We start from the raw sequence: 15,286 nt of genomic DNA, 5'->3' as shown, positions 1-15,286 counted from the left end.
CGAGCAATGGATTAATGATTAGTATCATCAAACAAACCCAAAAAAGAGAAGCTAAGCATTTGTCAACAGAGTCTATTTTGGGCTTAAGCGCCTTAGTTACATCATTGATTGCCGCCATATTTGGCTTTGGTGGTGGCATGTTATTGATTGCCGTACTGCCTTTATACCTAAGTCCAAGTACCATCATTCCCATTCATGGGGTCACACAACTCGCCAGCAATATCTCACGAAGTTTATTTTCGCTCAAGCACGTACAGTGGCCGCTCATCGTCCCGTTTTTAATTGGCTCAATCCTCGGCGTTGGTTTATTTGGCTTGCTACTAAGCCATCTACCCAGCAAATATATTCCTGCGCTTATAGGCTCCTACATTGTGTTGAACTTATGGAGCAGCAAGTTTTCTCGCCTCATCAATCGATATGAGAGTTATTACCTGATTGGTGTCCTGCAAACCGGATTGGGTTTAGTCGTGGGTGCAACTGGCCCTATCGGTACCAGCGTGTTAGCCAAAAAGCTGAGCGACCATAACCAACTGATTGCTACCAGTTCAATGTTTATGACGATTAGTCATTTACTTAAAATATTGGTATTTGGCTTTATCGGCTTTAGCTACACTGAGCATCTTAACTTACTGATAAGCATGGTGCTTGGTTCGGTACTCGGCTCTTATTTAGGGACCAAAATGCGCAGGCTGGTCGGAAATCAGCGACTCATATGGCTAATTAAAGCATTGTTAACTGGACTCGCCCTAAAAATGATATTCAGCGTGATATTGACTTAGAACTAGAATGCTTTCACCCTCTCTATGGTGAGGCTGATATCACTTGTATAAAACTTACTCATATCGTCGAACTAAAAAGACCGGAGAAATTCAATTTTCGGCTTAATACAACACACATAAACGCAACTATACGGATATTCCTATTTATGAAACTAGTCACATTCATTACAGCTGTTAGCCTTTTGTTCAGCGCAGCCTCCCAAGCAGACCGTTTACAAGACATTCAAAAACAAGGCTACATCACCGTCGGTACCACTGGTGATTACAAGCCTTTCTCTTTTTACGATGGCGCAACGTTCAAAGGTTACGACATCGACGTCGCAAAACACTTGGCCCATGAAATGGGCGTAGAAGTTAAATTTGTTCAAACCACCTGGAAAAACCTACTGTTGGGCTTAGATGAAAACCAGTATGACATCGCTATGGGCGGCATTACACGTCGTATCTCTCGTCAAATGGCCGCAGAACAAAGTCAAGGTTACATGACTTTTGGCAAGTGCTTCTTAGTCGCTCAGGGACGCGGTTCTCTATTTGATACCTTAGAAGAAGTAAACCGTCCAGAAGTTAAAGTTGGGATAAATATTGGTGGAACCAACGAAAAATTTGCCGAAAAATACCTGAGTAAAGCCACTTTGGTACGCTTTGATAACAACCTAGACGTCCCTAAAGCTCTAGAAGCGGGGAAAATCGACGTGATGGTAACCGAAACACCTGAAGCTCTTTATTATCAAGTGATTAATAAAAAACTAGAAGCGGTGCGCGAAGACAATCCATTCACCAAAAGTCAATTTGGTTACCTGATCCCAGATGGTGAACAACGTCTGCTGAATACTGTTAACTTCATCATGGATGAGATGAAACTAAAAGGGATCGACCAGGATTTAATGAAGAAAAACTCATTAAAATAAGTGCTGATTAAAATTCAAAATCACCGCTTCATTAAGCATCGATGAAGCGGTGAGCCTTGTCATCCAAACGTTCACCTAACTGGTTGATGTAAGTTAAGAGCACAAACATCATTCGAGCGGAGCTGGATCAATCATGACACGGCTTTTTATACACTAAGCGAGAAATTCAGATCTAATATTTTCAAGAACGGATAACGGCGTAATCCCTTATTAAATAGGCAATATAAATCATATGAATGTTTTTGTAGTTGGGAATGGAAAACTAGCAAACGAGCTACTCAGTCAATTGCAGTTTAACCAAGTGAAGGCTTGGCACGAAAGAGCGAACAACAACCCGGCGATTATTGTACATGCGGGTTCAGGCAGAGAACTCGAAGAAATCATGACCTATTGCCGAAATACAAATTCGGTGTTGGTTGAGCTTTCAACAGGATCGCAGATAGAGGAGATAGCTATCGACTTTAGCGCAGTAGTCTGTCCGAATATCAATATATTGATGCTCAAATTCATGCATATGATTTCAAACCACGGACAACAATTCCAACAATATAACATCCAACTAAGTGAATCGCATCAGTCAGAAAAAACCTCGGTGCCGGGCACTGCAGTTTATTTAGCGAATGCATTCGACCTGTCTGTTGAGGACATTCACTCCATCAGAGATCCAGAACAGCAGCAACACTTATGCGGAGTTCCTTCGGAACATTTATCCAGACACGCAGTCCATCAAATAACGATTCAAGATAGTTCATGCAGCATCTCCTTGGAATCGCGGGTGTACGGTGATTCCCCCTATGCATCGGGGGTTTTAAAAGTCATACACGCTATTGAGAACCACCAATTGGAGCAGCGCCTATATACCATTCATGAACTGATCGAAAAAGAATGGCTGTAAATAACGAGTAAACCAAAGCTATAAAGCTCAACTCGAAAGATCAGCGTGGTATTTCAAAACCGGTGTCCAATTACCCCTCAATCGTTAGCTTAGGCCACTGCGCCAACCACGCTTTGGCCTGTATTCGCTGCTCAAAGACTTCACGCGACCGCTTAGGATTATGGGTAATGTTCAATTGAAATAACGACTCAAAGCCAAAGGCCGAAACACACTCATAGCCTTGAGAAGTTTTACGGATCGCCACCGCTGTTTCTTTTTCCGGCCAAAAACTCATTGCATCCAAAGTACTTAAGTACGGTCGATCATGATTACGCAGGTGCATCCGGGCTTGGTTGCGCACCTGCCAGTGAAGCTGGGGCATGTAAGATCTAAGCTTAGCTTCTAGTTTCAGCTGCCTTTCTGGATCCGTCTCCTCGGCATCAAAGTAAATCACATCCACATCATTGAGAGGCGTAGCAACTGGTTTATGATGCAGATGATCCCAAACCATATTACGCACAAAACCGGCCGCTAAATACCCCTGAGGCAAGCCAAGTCGGTGAACACAGTCAAGTGCCTGCAAACGTTGCCGATCGTTTTGCAGCAGCTGGATGATAGTTTCCATTTGAACCTAAGTATTCACATATTAACGAATAACAACTGATTACTTTCTGTATTCACGACTGAGATGCTAAAACAAAACGCAACCAACAAGACTAATTATTTATTTTTCAACCAAATGGTAGAATTAGAAAATACAATTTGCTTACAATTGTTAGTAATTTCAAATGTTACTCCCCAATCAGTTGAATTACCGCCCAAGTGATCGATTTCTCCGGTTGCCGTTTGACTTTTTTCATTTATCAAAACAATTTTATCAGCATTCTGAGTCACATAAGTGGCACCACCATAAACCTGACAATACCCAGTACAAACATAGTAACCTGCGATATCGACATACCCTTGTTCGTTCATAACGCACTGAGCTTGAGCATTCCAAGAAGAAAAAGACAAAACAGCCAAAGAAATAATGCTTTTAACAAAATAATTCATTTACAACGTCCTTGATATTAAAAGAAAATTAATTTTATAAAAAAATAGTTAACCGCGCCACTAAGCATCCTTATCGAGGCTAAGAACATAATCCCCTGCACGATTCGCAATATCTCTCTAAACTGAGTATTTATATCGTGAGGATTAGCCCCGCTAAGCAAAGCGCGCGCTTCGTGCTACAATCGCAAGCTTATCTGCGCTTAGTGCTATTTGCCTTAATCGCGGCCCTATTGTTCGTCATCTGAGACCCTTCATGCCATTTTCTAAACTTGGATTAAGTACGCCGATCTTACAAGCTTTGAGCGAGCGTGCATATCAACAGCCCACGCCCATTCAGCAACAGGCCATTCCGGCTATTTTAGCGGGTAAAAACCTGCTCGCCGCGGCGCAAACCGGCACCGGCAAAACGGCCAGCTTTGTATTGCCCATTTTGCAAAAACTAAGTAAAGCGCAAACGCCCCTGCGCGGTAAACGGATTCGGGTGCTGATCCTTACCCCCACCCGTGAACTGGCGGTTCAGGTTGAAGAGAATATTGGCCATTACGCAAAACATTTAGAAATCAGCTCACTGGCAATGGTTGGCGGTGTTGACGCAGAACCACAGAAACAAGCCCTAATCTACGGCGTAGATATTCTGGTCGCAACCCCGGGGCGCCTGCTGGATATGATCCATCAACGAGCCCTGCACTTCGACCAACTTGATACTTTGGTGCTCGATGAAGCCGACCGAATGCTGGATATGGGCTTCATCGACGACCTTGAGAAAATTTTGCAGCGCCTGCCCGAGCAGCGTCAAAGTCTGTTGTTTTCGGCAACTTTATCTCCACAAATTAAGCGCTTAGCCAAAACGACTATCGAAAATCCGCTGGAAATCAATGTAGCGTCGTCTTCGGATAACAGCCCTAAAATCGAGCAATGGTTAATTACCGTCGACAAAGACAAAAAGTCGGCATTACTCAGCCAGATGATCGTTGATAACAACTGGCAACAGGCGCTGATCTTTATTCAAACCAAACATGGCTCGGCCAAACTGGTGAGCCAATTGGAGAAGCGTGGCATTCAAGCCGAAGCCTTTCATAGCGGCCGAAGCCAGGCCTCACGTAGTAAGTTACTCGCCGATTTTAAATCCGGTGAAGTCCAGTTTGTGGTGGCTACTGGTATTGCAGCGCGCGGCATCGACATCGATGAATTAAGCCGTGTGGTCAATTATGATCTGCCCGATCAAGCCGACGACTATATTCATCGCATCGGCAGAACCGGCCGGGCTGGCGCTGTTGGCGAAGCGATCTCTTTTGTCTCAAAAGATGACTTTAGAAACCTTTGCTCGATTGAGAGTCGCCTCGGTCAGCTGATAGAACGCCGGGTCGTTGAAGGCTTAGAGCCGAAAAAAGAAGTGCCAATTTCTATCCTGAATTATCGGCCCAAATCAAACAAGGGTTCGGGGCATTACAAGCCAAGAAACAAAGTCAGCCACTAAACCCGCGAGCCAATCACAAACTAAATATTGCAAAAGGCCTTGTCACTGACAAGGCCTTTTTGTAGCTCGGTGATTGCAAACGACAGCGTCTAGTGACCAACACGGTCTCTAAACCACAGCTTCAAAAAATCGGTGATTGCAGCAGCTCGGCAGGTTTGCGCTCAATTAGGATCTGACCTTGGCGCACCGACAACAATACCTCGCCTTGCTTTTGCAAGACCTCGACATCATTCCCACCTTCTAATACGATGAAATTTGCTGGTTTGCCCAGCTCAATACCGTATTCATCTTCTACCTGTAGGGTTCTTGCACCATTATCAGTGATCAAATCTAAACAGTTTTGAAGTTCACTGTAGCCCATCATATGGCAGCTGTGGATCCCCGAGTCCAATACCCGTAACAGCTTACCGTTGCCAAGGGTATACCAAGGATCTTGGATGGAGTCTTGGGCAAAACATACATTTAAACCGGCTTCACGTAGTTCTTTAACCCGAGTGATACCACGCCGCTTAGGGTAGCTGTCGAAACGACCTTGTAAATGAATGCTCTCGGTTGGACAAGAAACAAAATTGATTTTCGACATTTTTAGTAAGCGAAACAGCTTGGAGCAATAGGCGTTATTATAGGAATGCATGGCAGTGGTATGACTGGCGGTTACCCGTGGTCCTATATTGGCTTCCAAGGCGGCGGTGGCGAGAACCTCCAGAAAACGCGCCGCATCGTCATCAATTTCATCACAATGCACATCGACCAATTTACCGGTTTGCTGCGCCAACTCTATCACCCAACGCATCGATTCCACCCCGTATTCACGAGTAAATTCAAAGTGCGGGATCCCACCAATCACGTCGGCGCCCTCTTCCAACGCCTGTAGCATTAACTCGCGACCGTTAGGATAAGACCAAATACCTTCCTGAGGAAACGCCACGATTTGCAACAATATCTTATCTTGAAGACGAGACTTGAGCTTAGCAATCGCTTTTAGCGCCACTAACTGCGGATCGGTAACATCCACATGGGTACGAATATACTGCACGCCATTGGCCACCAACAGTTCGACTGTTTTAAGCACCCTTTGCTCAACATCTTCGGCACTTAACATCGGTTTGCGCTCGGCCCAACGTTCGATCCCCTCAAATAACGTTCCGCTCATATTCCAATTGGGTTGCCCTGCCGTGAGGGCTGCATCGAGGTGAATATGTGGTTCAACGAAGGGGGCGCAGCAAAGATTTCCCTTAGCATCATAACTACCTGCACTGATCGCTAGGGTACTTTGTTGTTGCTCTATTTGGCTAAAGCAACCATCACGAATGCTGATACTAAATAGCGATTCTTGGCCACGTAGCCGAGCATTAATAATTTTCATCGGATGATCATCCATAGTGATTGTTCTCATCTAAAATCAAGGCTTCCATCATCAGCGCATTTTGTAGCGCTAAACGCTGTTGCGCATTGTTTAGTTGCCGCTGGCTTAAGCTTTCAAACTTTTGCAGACGATGCTGCAGGGTATTGCGATGAATACCTAAACTTTGCGCCGTTTGTCGGGCGCTACATAGGTTTTCAAAATAAACTGCCAGCGTGTGTTTTAAAAGTTTCGCCTGCGGCTCTCGATTGGCAAACAAAGGACCCAGCTGCTGGCGGCAAAAATCGGCTAACAACTCATGATTGTCCACCGCAGAAAAAATTTGATTGATACCGAGATCGGCATAATGCAACACCGTTTGGCGCGCACTATTACGGGCAAATTGAGCAGCTTGTTTGGCTTGCTGCGCCGCCAAACCTAAATGAATTATCCCCTGAGGACTCGCACTCACCCCTAAAGCACAATTAAGATGAGCCGCCGCTAACTGTGTCGCAAGTTCGCTCCACAAGTGAATTTGTTGTTCGTGGTTCAAGCCCTCAGGATTTGCCAGAAACAGATACCAGCCATCTTGATACTCTAAAATCGGCAACCGATGGGGATAAGCTTCCAGTTGACGGTTCAAGCTAAAGGCCCAAGCACTTAAGTCGACATCATCGCTCACCATGGGCAGCACCAACGCCACTAACAGTGGCTGGTGCAAATCAAGTTCAAGACTGTTGGCCCGTTGCCGAGCTAAAGCGGGTAGTTTTCGAGGGGACTCGATCACATGGCTTAAAAACCAACGCAGAGAATGTTCGGCCAGATCGGCTTGAATAATCCGATTACAAATAAGCTCGGTGACCTTCACCATCGGCAAACTATAGGGTTGCTCAAACAACGGAAAATCACGTTGTTCGGCAAAGGCCAATACTGCCTCAGGGATCATAGGAATAAATTCCGAGCCGGTCAAAATCACAATACCTGCCGCGTACTTAGCTTGAGCCTCTACGATTAGCTGCTGATAATCTTCAACACTGCGTTGCAAATTGATCCCGGTAACAAAAATCAACTCACCGCCGAGTAGCCAAGGACCTACCTCGAGGTTTTCTGCCACATAGGGCCAACGAACTGAATTGTCTGCACCACCAGCACCGGCTCGAAGAACAAAGGCTTCCAATCCGGCGATAGCGGTGATCTCACTAACTTTTAAGGCCACATTAAGCTTCTTTAGCAAGGCTCGGTTGAGCCGAAGCAATAAACACCAACAGACTATAGAAGGCGCTTGCCACCACAATCCCCACCAAAGGCGCAATCCATGGAGAGAAATAGGCAGCAGCCGAACCCACGACATAGGCGGCTAAGCCTTGTAGATTAAATTGCGGTAAATTAACCTGCTCCAAGGCGGGTGGCGCAGCCTTATACTTCACCCAAAAATCAGTCATGATAATCGCACCAATCGGTGGAATAAAGGTTCCTAACAGGATCAAGAAAGGGATCAATAGATTATACATCCCAAATATAGCCAGCAAAGTACCAATGGCGGCACCACCTACAGTGACTAAGCGACGTTTATCTGTTCGCAATAAGTTGCACCCCGCAGCAGCAAAATTGTAAATCGTGTTATCTTGAGTGGTCCAAATATTAGTAAACAACATCAATATTGCCACCAGCATAAAGCCTTGCGCCACCAATACATCCACCACATCCGCCTGCTGATAAATTAAGGTGCCAAAGGCGCCAACAAATACCATTAAACCGTTGCCCACAAAAAACGCAGCCAGTGTGGTGTACACTGCGATCTTGCCACTCTTGGAGAAGCGACTCCAGTTGGTCGCCTGGGTACCGCCACTCACAAAAGTACCAAATACCATGGTAATCGCAGCGGCAATCGGCATCGCCTGAGTGGGTTCAACCGCAATCAGCTCGCTCAAGCCGCCGACATCAATCAAGCCTTGATACAAAGACAGTGCGATAAACACCAACATGGCAGGTACCGACACCTTAGACAATAACTCAATGCCTTTATAACCAATAGTGGCGGTGATACAAAAACCAAAACCAAATACCACCATCAAAGGAATGGTCAAACTCTCTGGCAAAGCCAGTAATTTAACCAATACGATCGCAATAGTCGCAGTGCCCCAGGCATACCAACCCACTTGAGTGAAACCCAAGACAAAATCTGACAACATACTGCCCTTCAAACCAAAGCAATATCGTCCTAATAGCACCGAGTTTAGTCCAGTTTTATAGGCGACATAGGCTAGCCCTGCGGCGTAGGCGCCTAACAGCAGATTACCAACCACAATAATAACCAGCAACTGGGAGAAGGAAAATGCAGCACCTAAGCTACCACCAGCCCACATCGTTGCGGTGAAAAAAGTAAAACCGAGTAAAACTGAGGCCATCGACCAAAGACCTTTTCGTTGGTCATCTGGCACAGCTGATAAAGGAAAATCGTTTGTTTGACTCATGCTGTATCTCCTGAATATAAGTGATCCCTTCAGCGAATAAGTATCAAGAGCTGTGCCATAAGTAGTGCCTAAATCCAAATATTAAAAACTGTGCACGGCGAGCAAAGCCAAGCAAAGAAAATATACCAAATGCACAAAGGAAGGACTAACGATACTCAACGGAACAATGAAGTCAGGCGTGCAGCACCCCGCCAAGCACCAATTCAAACCAAATTTGCCCAAAAAGTGTGCATCGATGGTGGTTTCCTTATCAGCCAGCGCTAGCTTGGCAAGCTACAAAATAGCCACTGATTTAATTTGCAACCAAACTTGCTGCTGGAGTTTCAATTGTAAGTGCGCCACTGAATATTCCGAAATCAACGCTTGAACGAGCTGTGAAGAACTCAGTTTTGCTTTCACCAAACACTCTCCCGCTCTTAGCCCCGGATGAATGCTCTGCACTTCGGCAGGAAACACATTTAAAATTGAACTTTGCTGCGGCTTCACTCGACAAATGCTGACATCGCGAGCGTTGATCCGACAGCGCACCGTTTCTCCAGGCTGCCAGTTTTGCCCGACTAAATAAAAAGCTAAGCCATTCACCGTCAATTGAGTTAAACCATGCTCATGATTCGCGACCACCCGCCCTGTAAGCAAGGTATTAGTTTGGCCGCTAAATAGTGGACCAGATAATTCATTCAGCATCACTTCTTCGAGGCGCCCTTGCAGCACTACCCTGCCCTGATTGAGAACCACCACATGGTCGGCTAAACGCGCGACTTCATCCAGCGAATGACTAACGTAAACGATGGGGATCGCCAGCTGTTGATGTAAACGCTCTAAATAAGGCATGATCTCTTGTTTTAAACTGAGATCGAGGGCCGATAAGGGTTCATCCATTAACAATAACTTGGGAGAGGTGAGCAAGGCTCTTGCGATAGCCACCCGTTGTCGCTCGCCCCCCGATAGCGCTCGAGGGTGACGTTGCAAGAGTTCGGTAATGCCTAACAGCGCAGAGACTTCGCCAATGTCCAACTTCTGTTTATCTGCAGACAAACGTTTATAACCAAAGAGCAGATTTTGTTGCACGTTCAGATGAGGAAATAAGCTGGCTTCTTGAAAAACGTAAGCGATGTCACGTTGATAAGTCGGCACAAATTGTCCCGTTTGATGATCCTGCCAGACTTCTCCATTCACTGCAAAGTAACTCTGAGGTAGTCGCTCTAACCCCGCCATGGCACGTAAACAGGTGGTTTTGCCCGATCCCGAGGGCCCAAATAATACGGTCACTCCTTGGCTGGGAAACGTCATATTGACATCTAAACAAAAGTCGCCGCGATCGGCCACAAAACGAACTTGTATTTGTGTCATGCCATGACCCTCCGCCGCGCGGCATCATTAAGACTGTAAATTAAGAGCAAAGCGATAAAAGAGAAAGCCAACATGCCACCAGCTAACCAATGGGCCTGGCTGTATTCTAAGGCTTCCACATGATTATAAATTTCTATCGACATTACGCGCGTTTGCCCAGCGATATTCCCACCAATCATCAACACCACGCCAAATTCACCGATGGTGTGACAAAATCCCAGAATGGCGGCGGCAAATACACCTGGACGGGCCAGCGGAAAAGCCACTTGCCAGAAACTGGCAATCGGTCCGGCACGTAGGGTTGCAGCAACTTCCAAAGGCCGCTTCCCTATCGCTTCAAAGGCATTTTGCAGCGGTTGCACCACAAACGGAAAAGTGTGAATCACACAGGCAATCACAATACCGGTAAAGGTAAACGGTAAACTGCCCCAACCGAGAGCATTAAACAACTTGCCAACCGTGCCATTAGGCCCCAAAGCAAGTAATAAGTAAAATCCCAACACCGTCGGCGGCAATACCAAAGGCAAGGCGAACAAGGCACCCACAATGGGTTTGAAACGCGAACGGGTTTGTGCCATCCACCATGCCAAGGGCGTCGCCAACAATAGCAAAATGAGGGTGACTACGGCGGCTAACTTCAAGGTTAACCACACCACCGAAAAATCAGTCATCGACAACTATCCTTCATTTAGAAATACCAACATTTTCGAGCGACAAGGCTCATTTCTACTTACTCATTCACTTGATAACCAAAACTTTTAATTAAGGCTTGAATGGGTGGTGTTTGTAGGTAGCTTAAAAACGCTTTGGCCTGAGGATTCCCCTCGCCTTTTTTAAGGATCACCGCATCTTGTTTGATCGCTTGATATAAGTCACTTGGTACAATCCACGCCGAACCATGGCTGATTTCACCATCAACATATACCTGAGAAAGCGCCACAAAACCTAAAGGCGCAGCCCCTGAACTCACTTGCTGAAAGGTTTGTCCTACCGATTGACCTTCCACCAATTTAGGCTGTAATTGTTGATATAATCCCAAGTTTTTCAATACAGTCACCGACGCAGCGCCGTAGGGGGCGGTTTTGGGATTACTTATCGCCAGATAAGGTAACTGAAAATTGTTTAATACCTTGCCTTGTTGATCCACCAAGTTATTTTGATTCGACCACAACACTAAACGTCCTTGGGCATAGGTAAATTGGCTGTCGGCCAGCGCCATCCCCTCGGCAACCAGCTGACTCGGTCGAACTTGATCGGCCGCCATAAAAAACTCAAAGGGCGCCCCATTACGAATTTGCGCATACAGTTTGCCGGTAGAACCGGTGGAAATAAGCAGCCGATGACCCGTATCTTGATGATACTGCGCCGCGATTTGTAGTAGCGGCTTATAAAAATTGCCAGCAACCGCCACTTTTAAGCCTTCGGCATACGCCCCAAAGGCGACTGTTTGACCTAACAAAAAACTAAAAACCAAGGTCATTGTTTTAAAAATGCTCATATTATATTTCATGATGAAAGCTCCGTTGACGACTTATCCATAACAACAAACAATGACCGAAGACGCAGAGAAACATAGCTTAATCTCAGTATTTTCGGTTAAATCTAAATTCGCTGCACTTTCACTAGGAACCATTGCAGCAAGCGTTTTTTGGTCGGCTAACTCAATACTAATGTCGTCGCACACCGCCCCACGAATAACTCGCGATACCCGTCCCGTAAACTGATTGTCAGCCGCCACCTTAAGTCCTTCACCTTGATAGAGCATCAGCTGCGGCGCTTTAATTAAACACAGCACTTCTGAGCTCAGCGCCAAACCTAAACACTCCATGGACTCACAGCTCAACATGGCAGTGACAGTTAAATGCTCCGATACGGCTATTTTTATCACCGAATTAACTTGCCCCAGCTGAATCGCTTCTACCTGACCAAATAATTGGTTACGTGCGCTGCTGCGAAAGCTCAAGCGACGCATCAATTGACGAAAGTGTGCCACTTCGTGATTGCTAATTTTCAGAGGTTGACTCAGCTGCGGTTTAAGTTGCTCGAAGGCCTGCTGGTATTCTAACTCTAGCGCCTTATGTAAGGCGATTAAGCGCTTGGCATATTCGGTTAGTACACTTCCCCCCCCATTCTTACCGCCGCTTTGCTTAATCACCAAAGCCTTCTCAGACAGGTTATTCATTGCATCTAAGGCATCCCAGGCAGCCTTATAGGACATGGGTAAGGCGCGAGCCGCCGCACTTAATGAGCCGTGCTGTTGAATGCCATCCAATAAACGGATCCGGCTATCACTGAGAAAAGGCCCTAACTCACTACACAGTTTTATTTTCCCCAACAAGGGTTGGGTGATGACTGACTTTGTTGATTCCGTCATAGTTTCACCTATATAACGCTAGTGTTAAACATATTTTCATGCTGTAAACCAAAGTCTTTTGGATGAAGCGAATCACCGCTCAAGACTCTTCTAGCGTTTTACTGCAAGTCCAATTCCACTCAGTAAGTAAGTTCTAAGGCATTGTATATAATGGAAATAATTGATAGCCAAAGGTTCCGTGGCTTGTCATAGTAACAACAAAATTCGCTATATTGTAAGTTATACGACGAAATAGACCGTTCAATACTCCCGCAAGGTCTAGGTCCAGCCAGAAGCCAATCAGCGGACCACTTTACCGATCGAATCCTAGTGGTTTATGATTCAGCCAACAGCCCAGCATAAATCACCACACCGTCGAACTCAGTGATTACGATTTGGTTTAAAAAAAGTGAACTGTGTTAGGCTAAGCGTATTATTTAGATCTGAGCCGCTTGGCTTAAACTATCAACACCTTTGGCTATGATTTTATTTATTGTTTGTTTTTCAAACGATTATACTGATAAAAAATGAAATGGCGCTAGGCAAACACCACTCATAATGGCATAAACTATTTTAAGTTAATGCCGATAATACAGAATTAACACAACATATTTTGCTGCAAAAAAAGGAGAGTTTCATGGGAAGTTTTTTTTCCCCGGCGGTCTATCTGAGTGACCGCATCGGGTTTAAGTATAAATTCCTATTATGGACTTGTTTGTTTTTAGTACCTATCGCCTACGGCTTTAGTTCCCTTATTTTAACCATGAACGAAGATATTGAGTCTGCGAAACGGGAATTCTCCGGTTACCAACTTGTCAGTAAAATCCCCGAATTATCAGCCTCGATCGTGCAACATCAACACTTGATGACCTTAAACTCAATGGATAGAGACTTTGAGCCTGAAGAACTCGTTTCACTCAACCAGTCCATTGATGGTATTTTTGCTCAACTCGCATCCATGATGTCAGAAAATCATCAAACAGAATTACAACAAGTTCAACAGCAATGGCTGGCGTTAAAAGGCAAGCAGGCAGGTTCCTTAAATGATCTCTTAGTCGAACACGAAGCATTATTAAGTGATATCAGAGGATTGACTCATAGTATTGGTGCAGACAGTGGATTAACACGAGACCCCCAAGTCACCAGTTATTACCTGATTGCTGTCTCAGTAAATAATCTACCTATTTTACAAAGTAATATCGCCAGGCTCAGAGATAAAGGCGGCGACATTGCCGATTTTGGGATCCTAGATGCCGAAGGCAATGCTGATCTCAACTTTAGAACCGACCTGGCCAACGAAGAATTAGAAAATATGCAAAAAGCCCTAACCCTGTTAGGCAATCATGACCCACTTTTCCAGCAAAAACTCGGCAACCAAGCGACACAGTCTGTTGAATCCATCGGTGCGAGCATCTCGTTAATTCGCGACAACATCTTAAAAGACCAGCAGGTAAAAACCAATACCGAGGCGGTTTTCCAAAGCACTCAACTCAGCCTCGATAATATAGAACAACTGGCGACCGCATCCATGAGTTACCTCGGTGAAGAACTCACCGCCCGGAAGAATAATGCCGAAAATAAGCGGATTGTACTGCTGGTTGCACTCAGCCTGATCCTGCTTGTCTGTGCCTATTTCATGATTGGTGCTTACCTCTCCGTCAAACGTACCGTGAAACAAATTCGCTTAGTTGCCGGTAAAGTCAACCAAGGTGATCTAAGCGCAGACTTAGTGGTTCATGGTTCAGATGAGCTGGCCGATATTGCTCAAGATTACAAAACAACTCTGCAAGCCTTGCGTCATCTACTGCAACAAGTGACCGCCAGCTCTCTGGAAATGCTCAACGCAACTCAGCGAATTGGTGATAAATCACAAGCCGTGCGTGATGCGATTAATCAACAGCAACAAGAGACTCAGCAAGTGGCGACCGCGGTTGCCGAAATGAATGCGACCGTCAATAACATGGCCGAAGACGCCAACAAAGCGGCAGACTCAACGCTCGCCTCGCAACAAGCGGTAGTGAGTGGACAAGAGATCGTTGGCGGAACAATCACCACCATTGGCCTGATTAATGAGGAAGTGGTGACCACTTCAGATTCATTAAGTCAGCTACAACAACAAAGCAATGCGATTGGCAGTGTGATTGATGTAATTAGCAACATTGCCGAACAAACCAATTTATTAGCGCTTAACGCCGCCATCGAAGCTGCACGTGCTGGCGAGCAGGGCCGCGGCTTTGCGGTAGTGGCTGACGAAGTTCGTACCCTAGCCAGTCGCACCCAAACTTCTACTGATGAAATACAAAAAATGATCGAAGGCTTACAGTCTGGATCGCTAAGCTCGGTGAACGCTATGGCCAATGCCAGTAATCGAGCACAAAGTGGTGTGGAGCAAGCGGAAGAAGCGCGTGGAGCCTTTAATAATATCACCGAGCGGGTAGATGAAGTAGTCGACCTCAATACCAATATTGCTAGCGCAATCGAGGAACAAAGCAAGGTGATGGATGAAGTTGAACACAATATTGTGCAAATATCCGACGGCGCAAATGCGGCCTTACAAGTTGCCGAAGAAGCCAGTCAAGCCAGCGAAAGCATTCGTCAAGAGGTCAACCAGCTACAACAACTAGTCGACCGTTATAAACTATAAACCACCAGGCTAACACCGCCACTAACCCGCTT

The 15,286-nt window shown here is 45.7% G+C and carries 14 protein-coding genes; 5 read left to right on the top strand and 9 right to left on the bottom strand.

Translation table 11 applies throughout. The features are described from left to right. The first annotated feature begins 14 nt into the window (after nt 1–14). The 3 genes from ACRRSY_RS10320 to ACRRSY_RS10310 all read left to right on the top strand — a co-directional run bounded on the left by ACRRSY_RS10320 (nt 15) and on the right by ACRRSY_RS10310 (nt 2,582). Complete coding sequence (locus ACRRSY_RS10320; protein WP_432452940.1) at nt 15–779, top strand: sulfite exporter TauE/SafE family protein; 765 nt, start codon at nt 15–17, stop codon at nt 777–779. A gap of 146 nt (nt 780–925) precedes the next feature. Next, nucleotides 926–1,687: a transporter substrate-binding domain-containing protein gene (locus tag ACRRSY_RS10315; RefSeq protein WP_432452938.1), complete on the top strand. Its 762-nt coding sequence runs from the start codon at nt 926–928 to the stop codon at nt 1,685–1,687. A gap of 232 nt (nt 1,688–1,919) precedes the next feature. Further along, nucleotides 1,920–2,582: a dihydrodipicolinate reductase C-terminal domain-containing protein gene (locus tag ACRRSY_RS10310; RefSeq protein ID WP_432463120.1), complete on the top strand. Its 663-nt coding sequence runs from the start codon at nt 1,920–1,922 to the stop codon at nt 2,580–2,582. Nucleotides 2,583–2,652: 70 nt separating this feature from the next. Here the strand turns inward: ACRRSY_RS10310 and ACRRSY_RS10305 are convergent, their stop codons facing one another. Together ACRRSY_RS10305 and ACRRSY_RS10300 are read right to left on the bottom strand one after the other, a co-directional pair. Next, nucleotides 2,653–3,186: a nucleotidyltransferase family protein gene (locus ACRRSY_RS10305; protein WP_432463119.1), complete on the bottom strand. Its 534-nt coding sequence runs from the start codon at nt 3,184–3,186 to the stop codon at nt 2,653–2,655. Nucleotides 3,187–3,281: 95 nt separating this feature from the next. Beyond that, complete coding sequence (locus ACRRSY_RS10300) at nt 3,282–3,614, bottom strand: hypothetical protein (RefSeq protein WP_432452934.1); 333 nt, start codon at nt 3,612–3,614, stop codon at nt 3,282–3,284. 253 nt (nt 3,615–3,867) lie between these two features. On the opposite strand from ACRRSY_RS10300, the gene ACRRSY_RS10295 reads away from it, so the two are divergent. Continuing rightward, a complete protein-coding gene (locus ACRRSY_RS10295; RefSeq protein WP_432463118.1) occupies nt 3,868–5,091 on the top strand; it encodes a DEAD/DEAH box helicase in 1,224 nt (407 codons plus the stop codon). A 121-nt stretch (nt 5,092–5,212) separates the two neighbouring features. Here ACRRSY_RS10295 and codA read toward each other — a convergent pair whose 3' ends face one another. From codA to ACRRSY_RS10260, 7 genes are all read right to left on the bottom strand, one after another. After that, nucleotides 5,213–6,457 carry a cytosine deaminase gene (codA, locus tag ACRRSY_RS10290; protein WP_432459490.1) on the bottom strand — a complete coding sequence of 415 codons (1,245 nt, stop codon included), beginning with the start codon at nt 6,455–6,457 and terminating at the stop codon, nt 5,213–5,215. A gap of 7 nt (nt 6,458–6,464) precedes the next feature. Next, nucleotides 6,465–7,649 (bottom strand): PucR family transcriptional regulator, encoded by a 1,185-nt coding sequence (locus ACRRSY_RS10285; protein ID WP_432452931.1) that lies wholly within the window; start codon nt 7,647–7,649, stop codon nt 6,465–6,467. Between the two features lies 1 nt (nt 7,650). After that, entirely contained in the window at nt 7,651–8,907 is a 1,257-nt protein-coding gene (codB, locus tag ACRRSY_RS10280) for a cytosine permease (RefSeq protein WP_432463117.1), read from the bottom strand. A gap of 273 nt (nt 8,908–9,180) precedes the next feature. Further along, nucleotides 9,181–10,257, bottom strand: a complete 1,077-nt coding sequence (modC, locus tag ACRRSY_RS10275; protein WP_432463116.1) for a molybdenum ABC transporter ATP-binding protein — start codon at nt 10,255–10,257, stop codon at nt 9,181–9,183. Continuing rightward, on the bottom strand, nt 10,254–10,928 hold the full coding sequence (gene modB, locus ACRRSY_RS10270; RefSeq protein WP_432452927.1) for a molybdate ABC transporter permease subunit: 675 nt from the start codon (nt 10,926–10,928) through the stop codon (nt 10,254–10,256). The genes modC and modB overlap by 4 nt, the downstream gene beginning before the upstream one ends. A 59-nt stretch (nt 10,929–10,987) precedes the next feature. After that, a complete protein-coding gene (modA, locus tag ACRRSY_RS10265; RefSeq protein ID WP_432463115.1) occupies nt 10,988–11,767 on the bottom strand; it encodes a molybdate ABC transporter substrate-binding protein in 780 nt (259 codons plus the stop codon). 21 nt (nt 11,768–11,788) lie between these two features. Next, a complete protein-coding gene (locus tag ACRRSY_RS10260) occupies nt 11,789–12,631 on the bottom strand; it encodes a TOBE domain-containing protein (protein ID WP_432463114.1) in 843 nt (280 codons plus the stop codon). Nucleotides 12,632–13,247: 616 nt separating this feature from the next. Between ACRRSY_RS10260 and ACRRSY_RS10255 the strand changes: the two genes are divergently transcribed. Continuing rightward, on the top strand, nt 13,248–15,254 hold the full coding sequence (locus tag ACRRSY_RS10255) for a methyl-accepting chemotaxis protein (RefSeq protein WP_432463113.1): 2,007 nt from the start codon (nt 13,248–13,250) through the stop codon (nt 15,252–15,254). Nucleotides 15,255–15,286: the final 32 nt, after the last annotated feature.

The organism is Agarivorans sp. QJM3NY_33, assembly GCF_050870865.2.
In the GTDB taxonomy this organism is placed as follows: domain Bacteria; phylum Pseudomonadota; class Gammaproteobacteria; order Enterobacterales; family Celerinatantimonadaceae; genus Agarivorans.
This window is presented reverse-complemented; position numbering and strand designations above follow the sequence as displayed.

Bases quoted from the DNA above. Each gene is read 5' to 3' on its own strand.
- ACRRSY_RS10320 (WP_432452940.1), top strand. From the start codon at position 15: ATGATTAGTATCATCAAACAAACCCAAAAAAGAGAAGCTAAGCATTTG.
- ACRRSY_RS10300 (WP_432452934.1), bottom strand. From the start codon at position 3,614: ATGAATTATTTTGTTAAAAGCATTATTTCTTTGGCTGTTTTGTCTTTT.
- modC (WP_432463116.1), bottom strand. From the start codon at position 10,257: ATGACACAAATACAAGTTCGTTTTGTGGCCGATCGCGGCGACTTTTGT.
- ACRRSY_RS10315 (WP_432452938.1), top strand. From the start codon at position 926: ATGAAACTAGTCACATTCATTACAGCTGTTAGCCTTTTGTTCAGCGCA.
- ACRRSY_RS10305 (WP_432463119.1), bottom strand. From the start codon at position 3,186: ATGGAAACTATCATCCAGCTGCTGCAAAACGATCGGCAACGTTTGCAG.
- ACRRSY_RS10310 (WP_432463120.1), top strand. From the start codon at position 1,920: ATGAATGTTTTTGTAGTTGGGAATGGAAAACTAGCAAACGAGCTACTC.
- ACRRSY_RS10295 (WP_432463118.1), top strand. From the start codon at position 3,868: ATGCCATTTTCTAAACTTGGATTAAGTACGCCGATCTTACAAGCTTTG.
- ACRRSY_RS10260 (WP_432463114.1), bottom strand. From the start codon at position 12,631: ATGACGGAATCAACAAAGTCAGTCATCACCCAACCCTTGTTGGGGAAA.
- modB (WP_432452927.1), bottom strand. From the start codon at position 10,928: ATGACTGATTTTTCGGTGGTGTGGTTAACCTTGAAGTTAGCCGCCGTA.
- modA (WP_432463115.1), bottom strand. From the start codon at position 11,767: ATGAAATATAATATGAGCATTTTTAAAACAATGACCTTGGTTTTTAGT.
- ACRRSY_RS10255 (WP_432463113.1), top strand. From the start codon at position 13,248: ATGGGAAGTTTTTTTTCCCCGGCGGTCTATCTGAGTGACCGCATCGGG.
- codB (WP_432463117.1), bottom strand. From the start codon at position 8,907: ATGAGTCAAACAAACGATTTTCCTTTATCAGCTGTGCCAGATGACCAA.
- codA (WP_432459490.1), bottom strand. From the start codon at position 6,457: ATGAAAATTATTAATGCTCGGCTACGTGGCCAAGAATCGCTATTTAGT.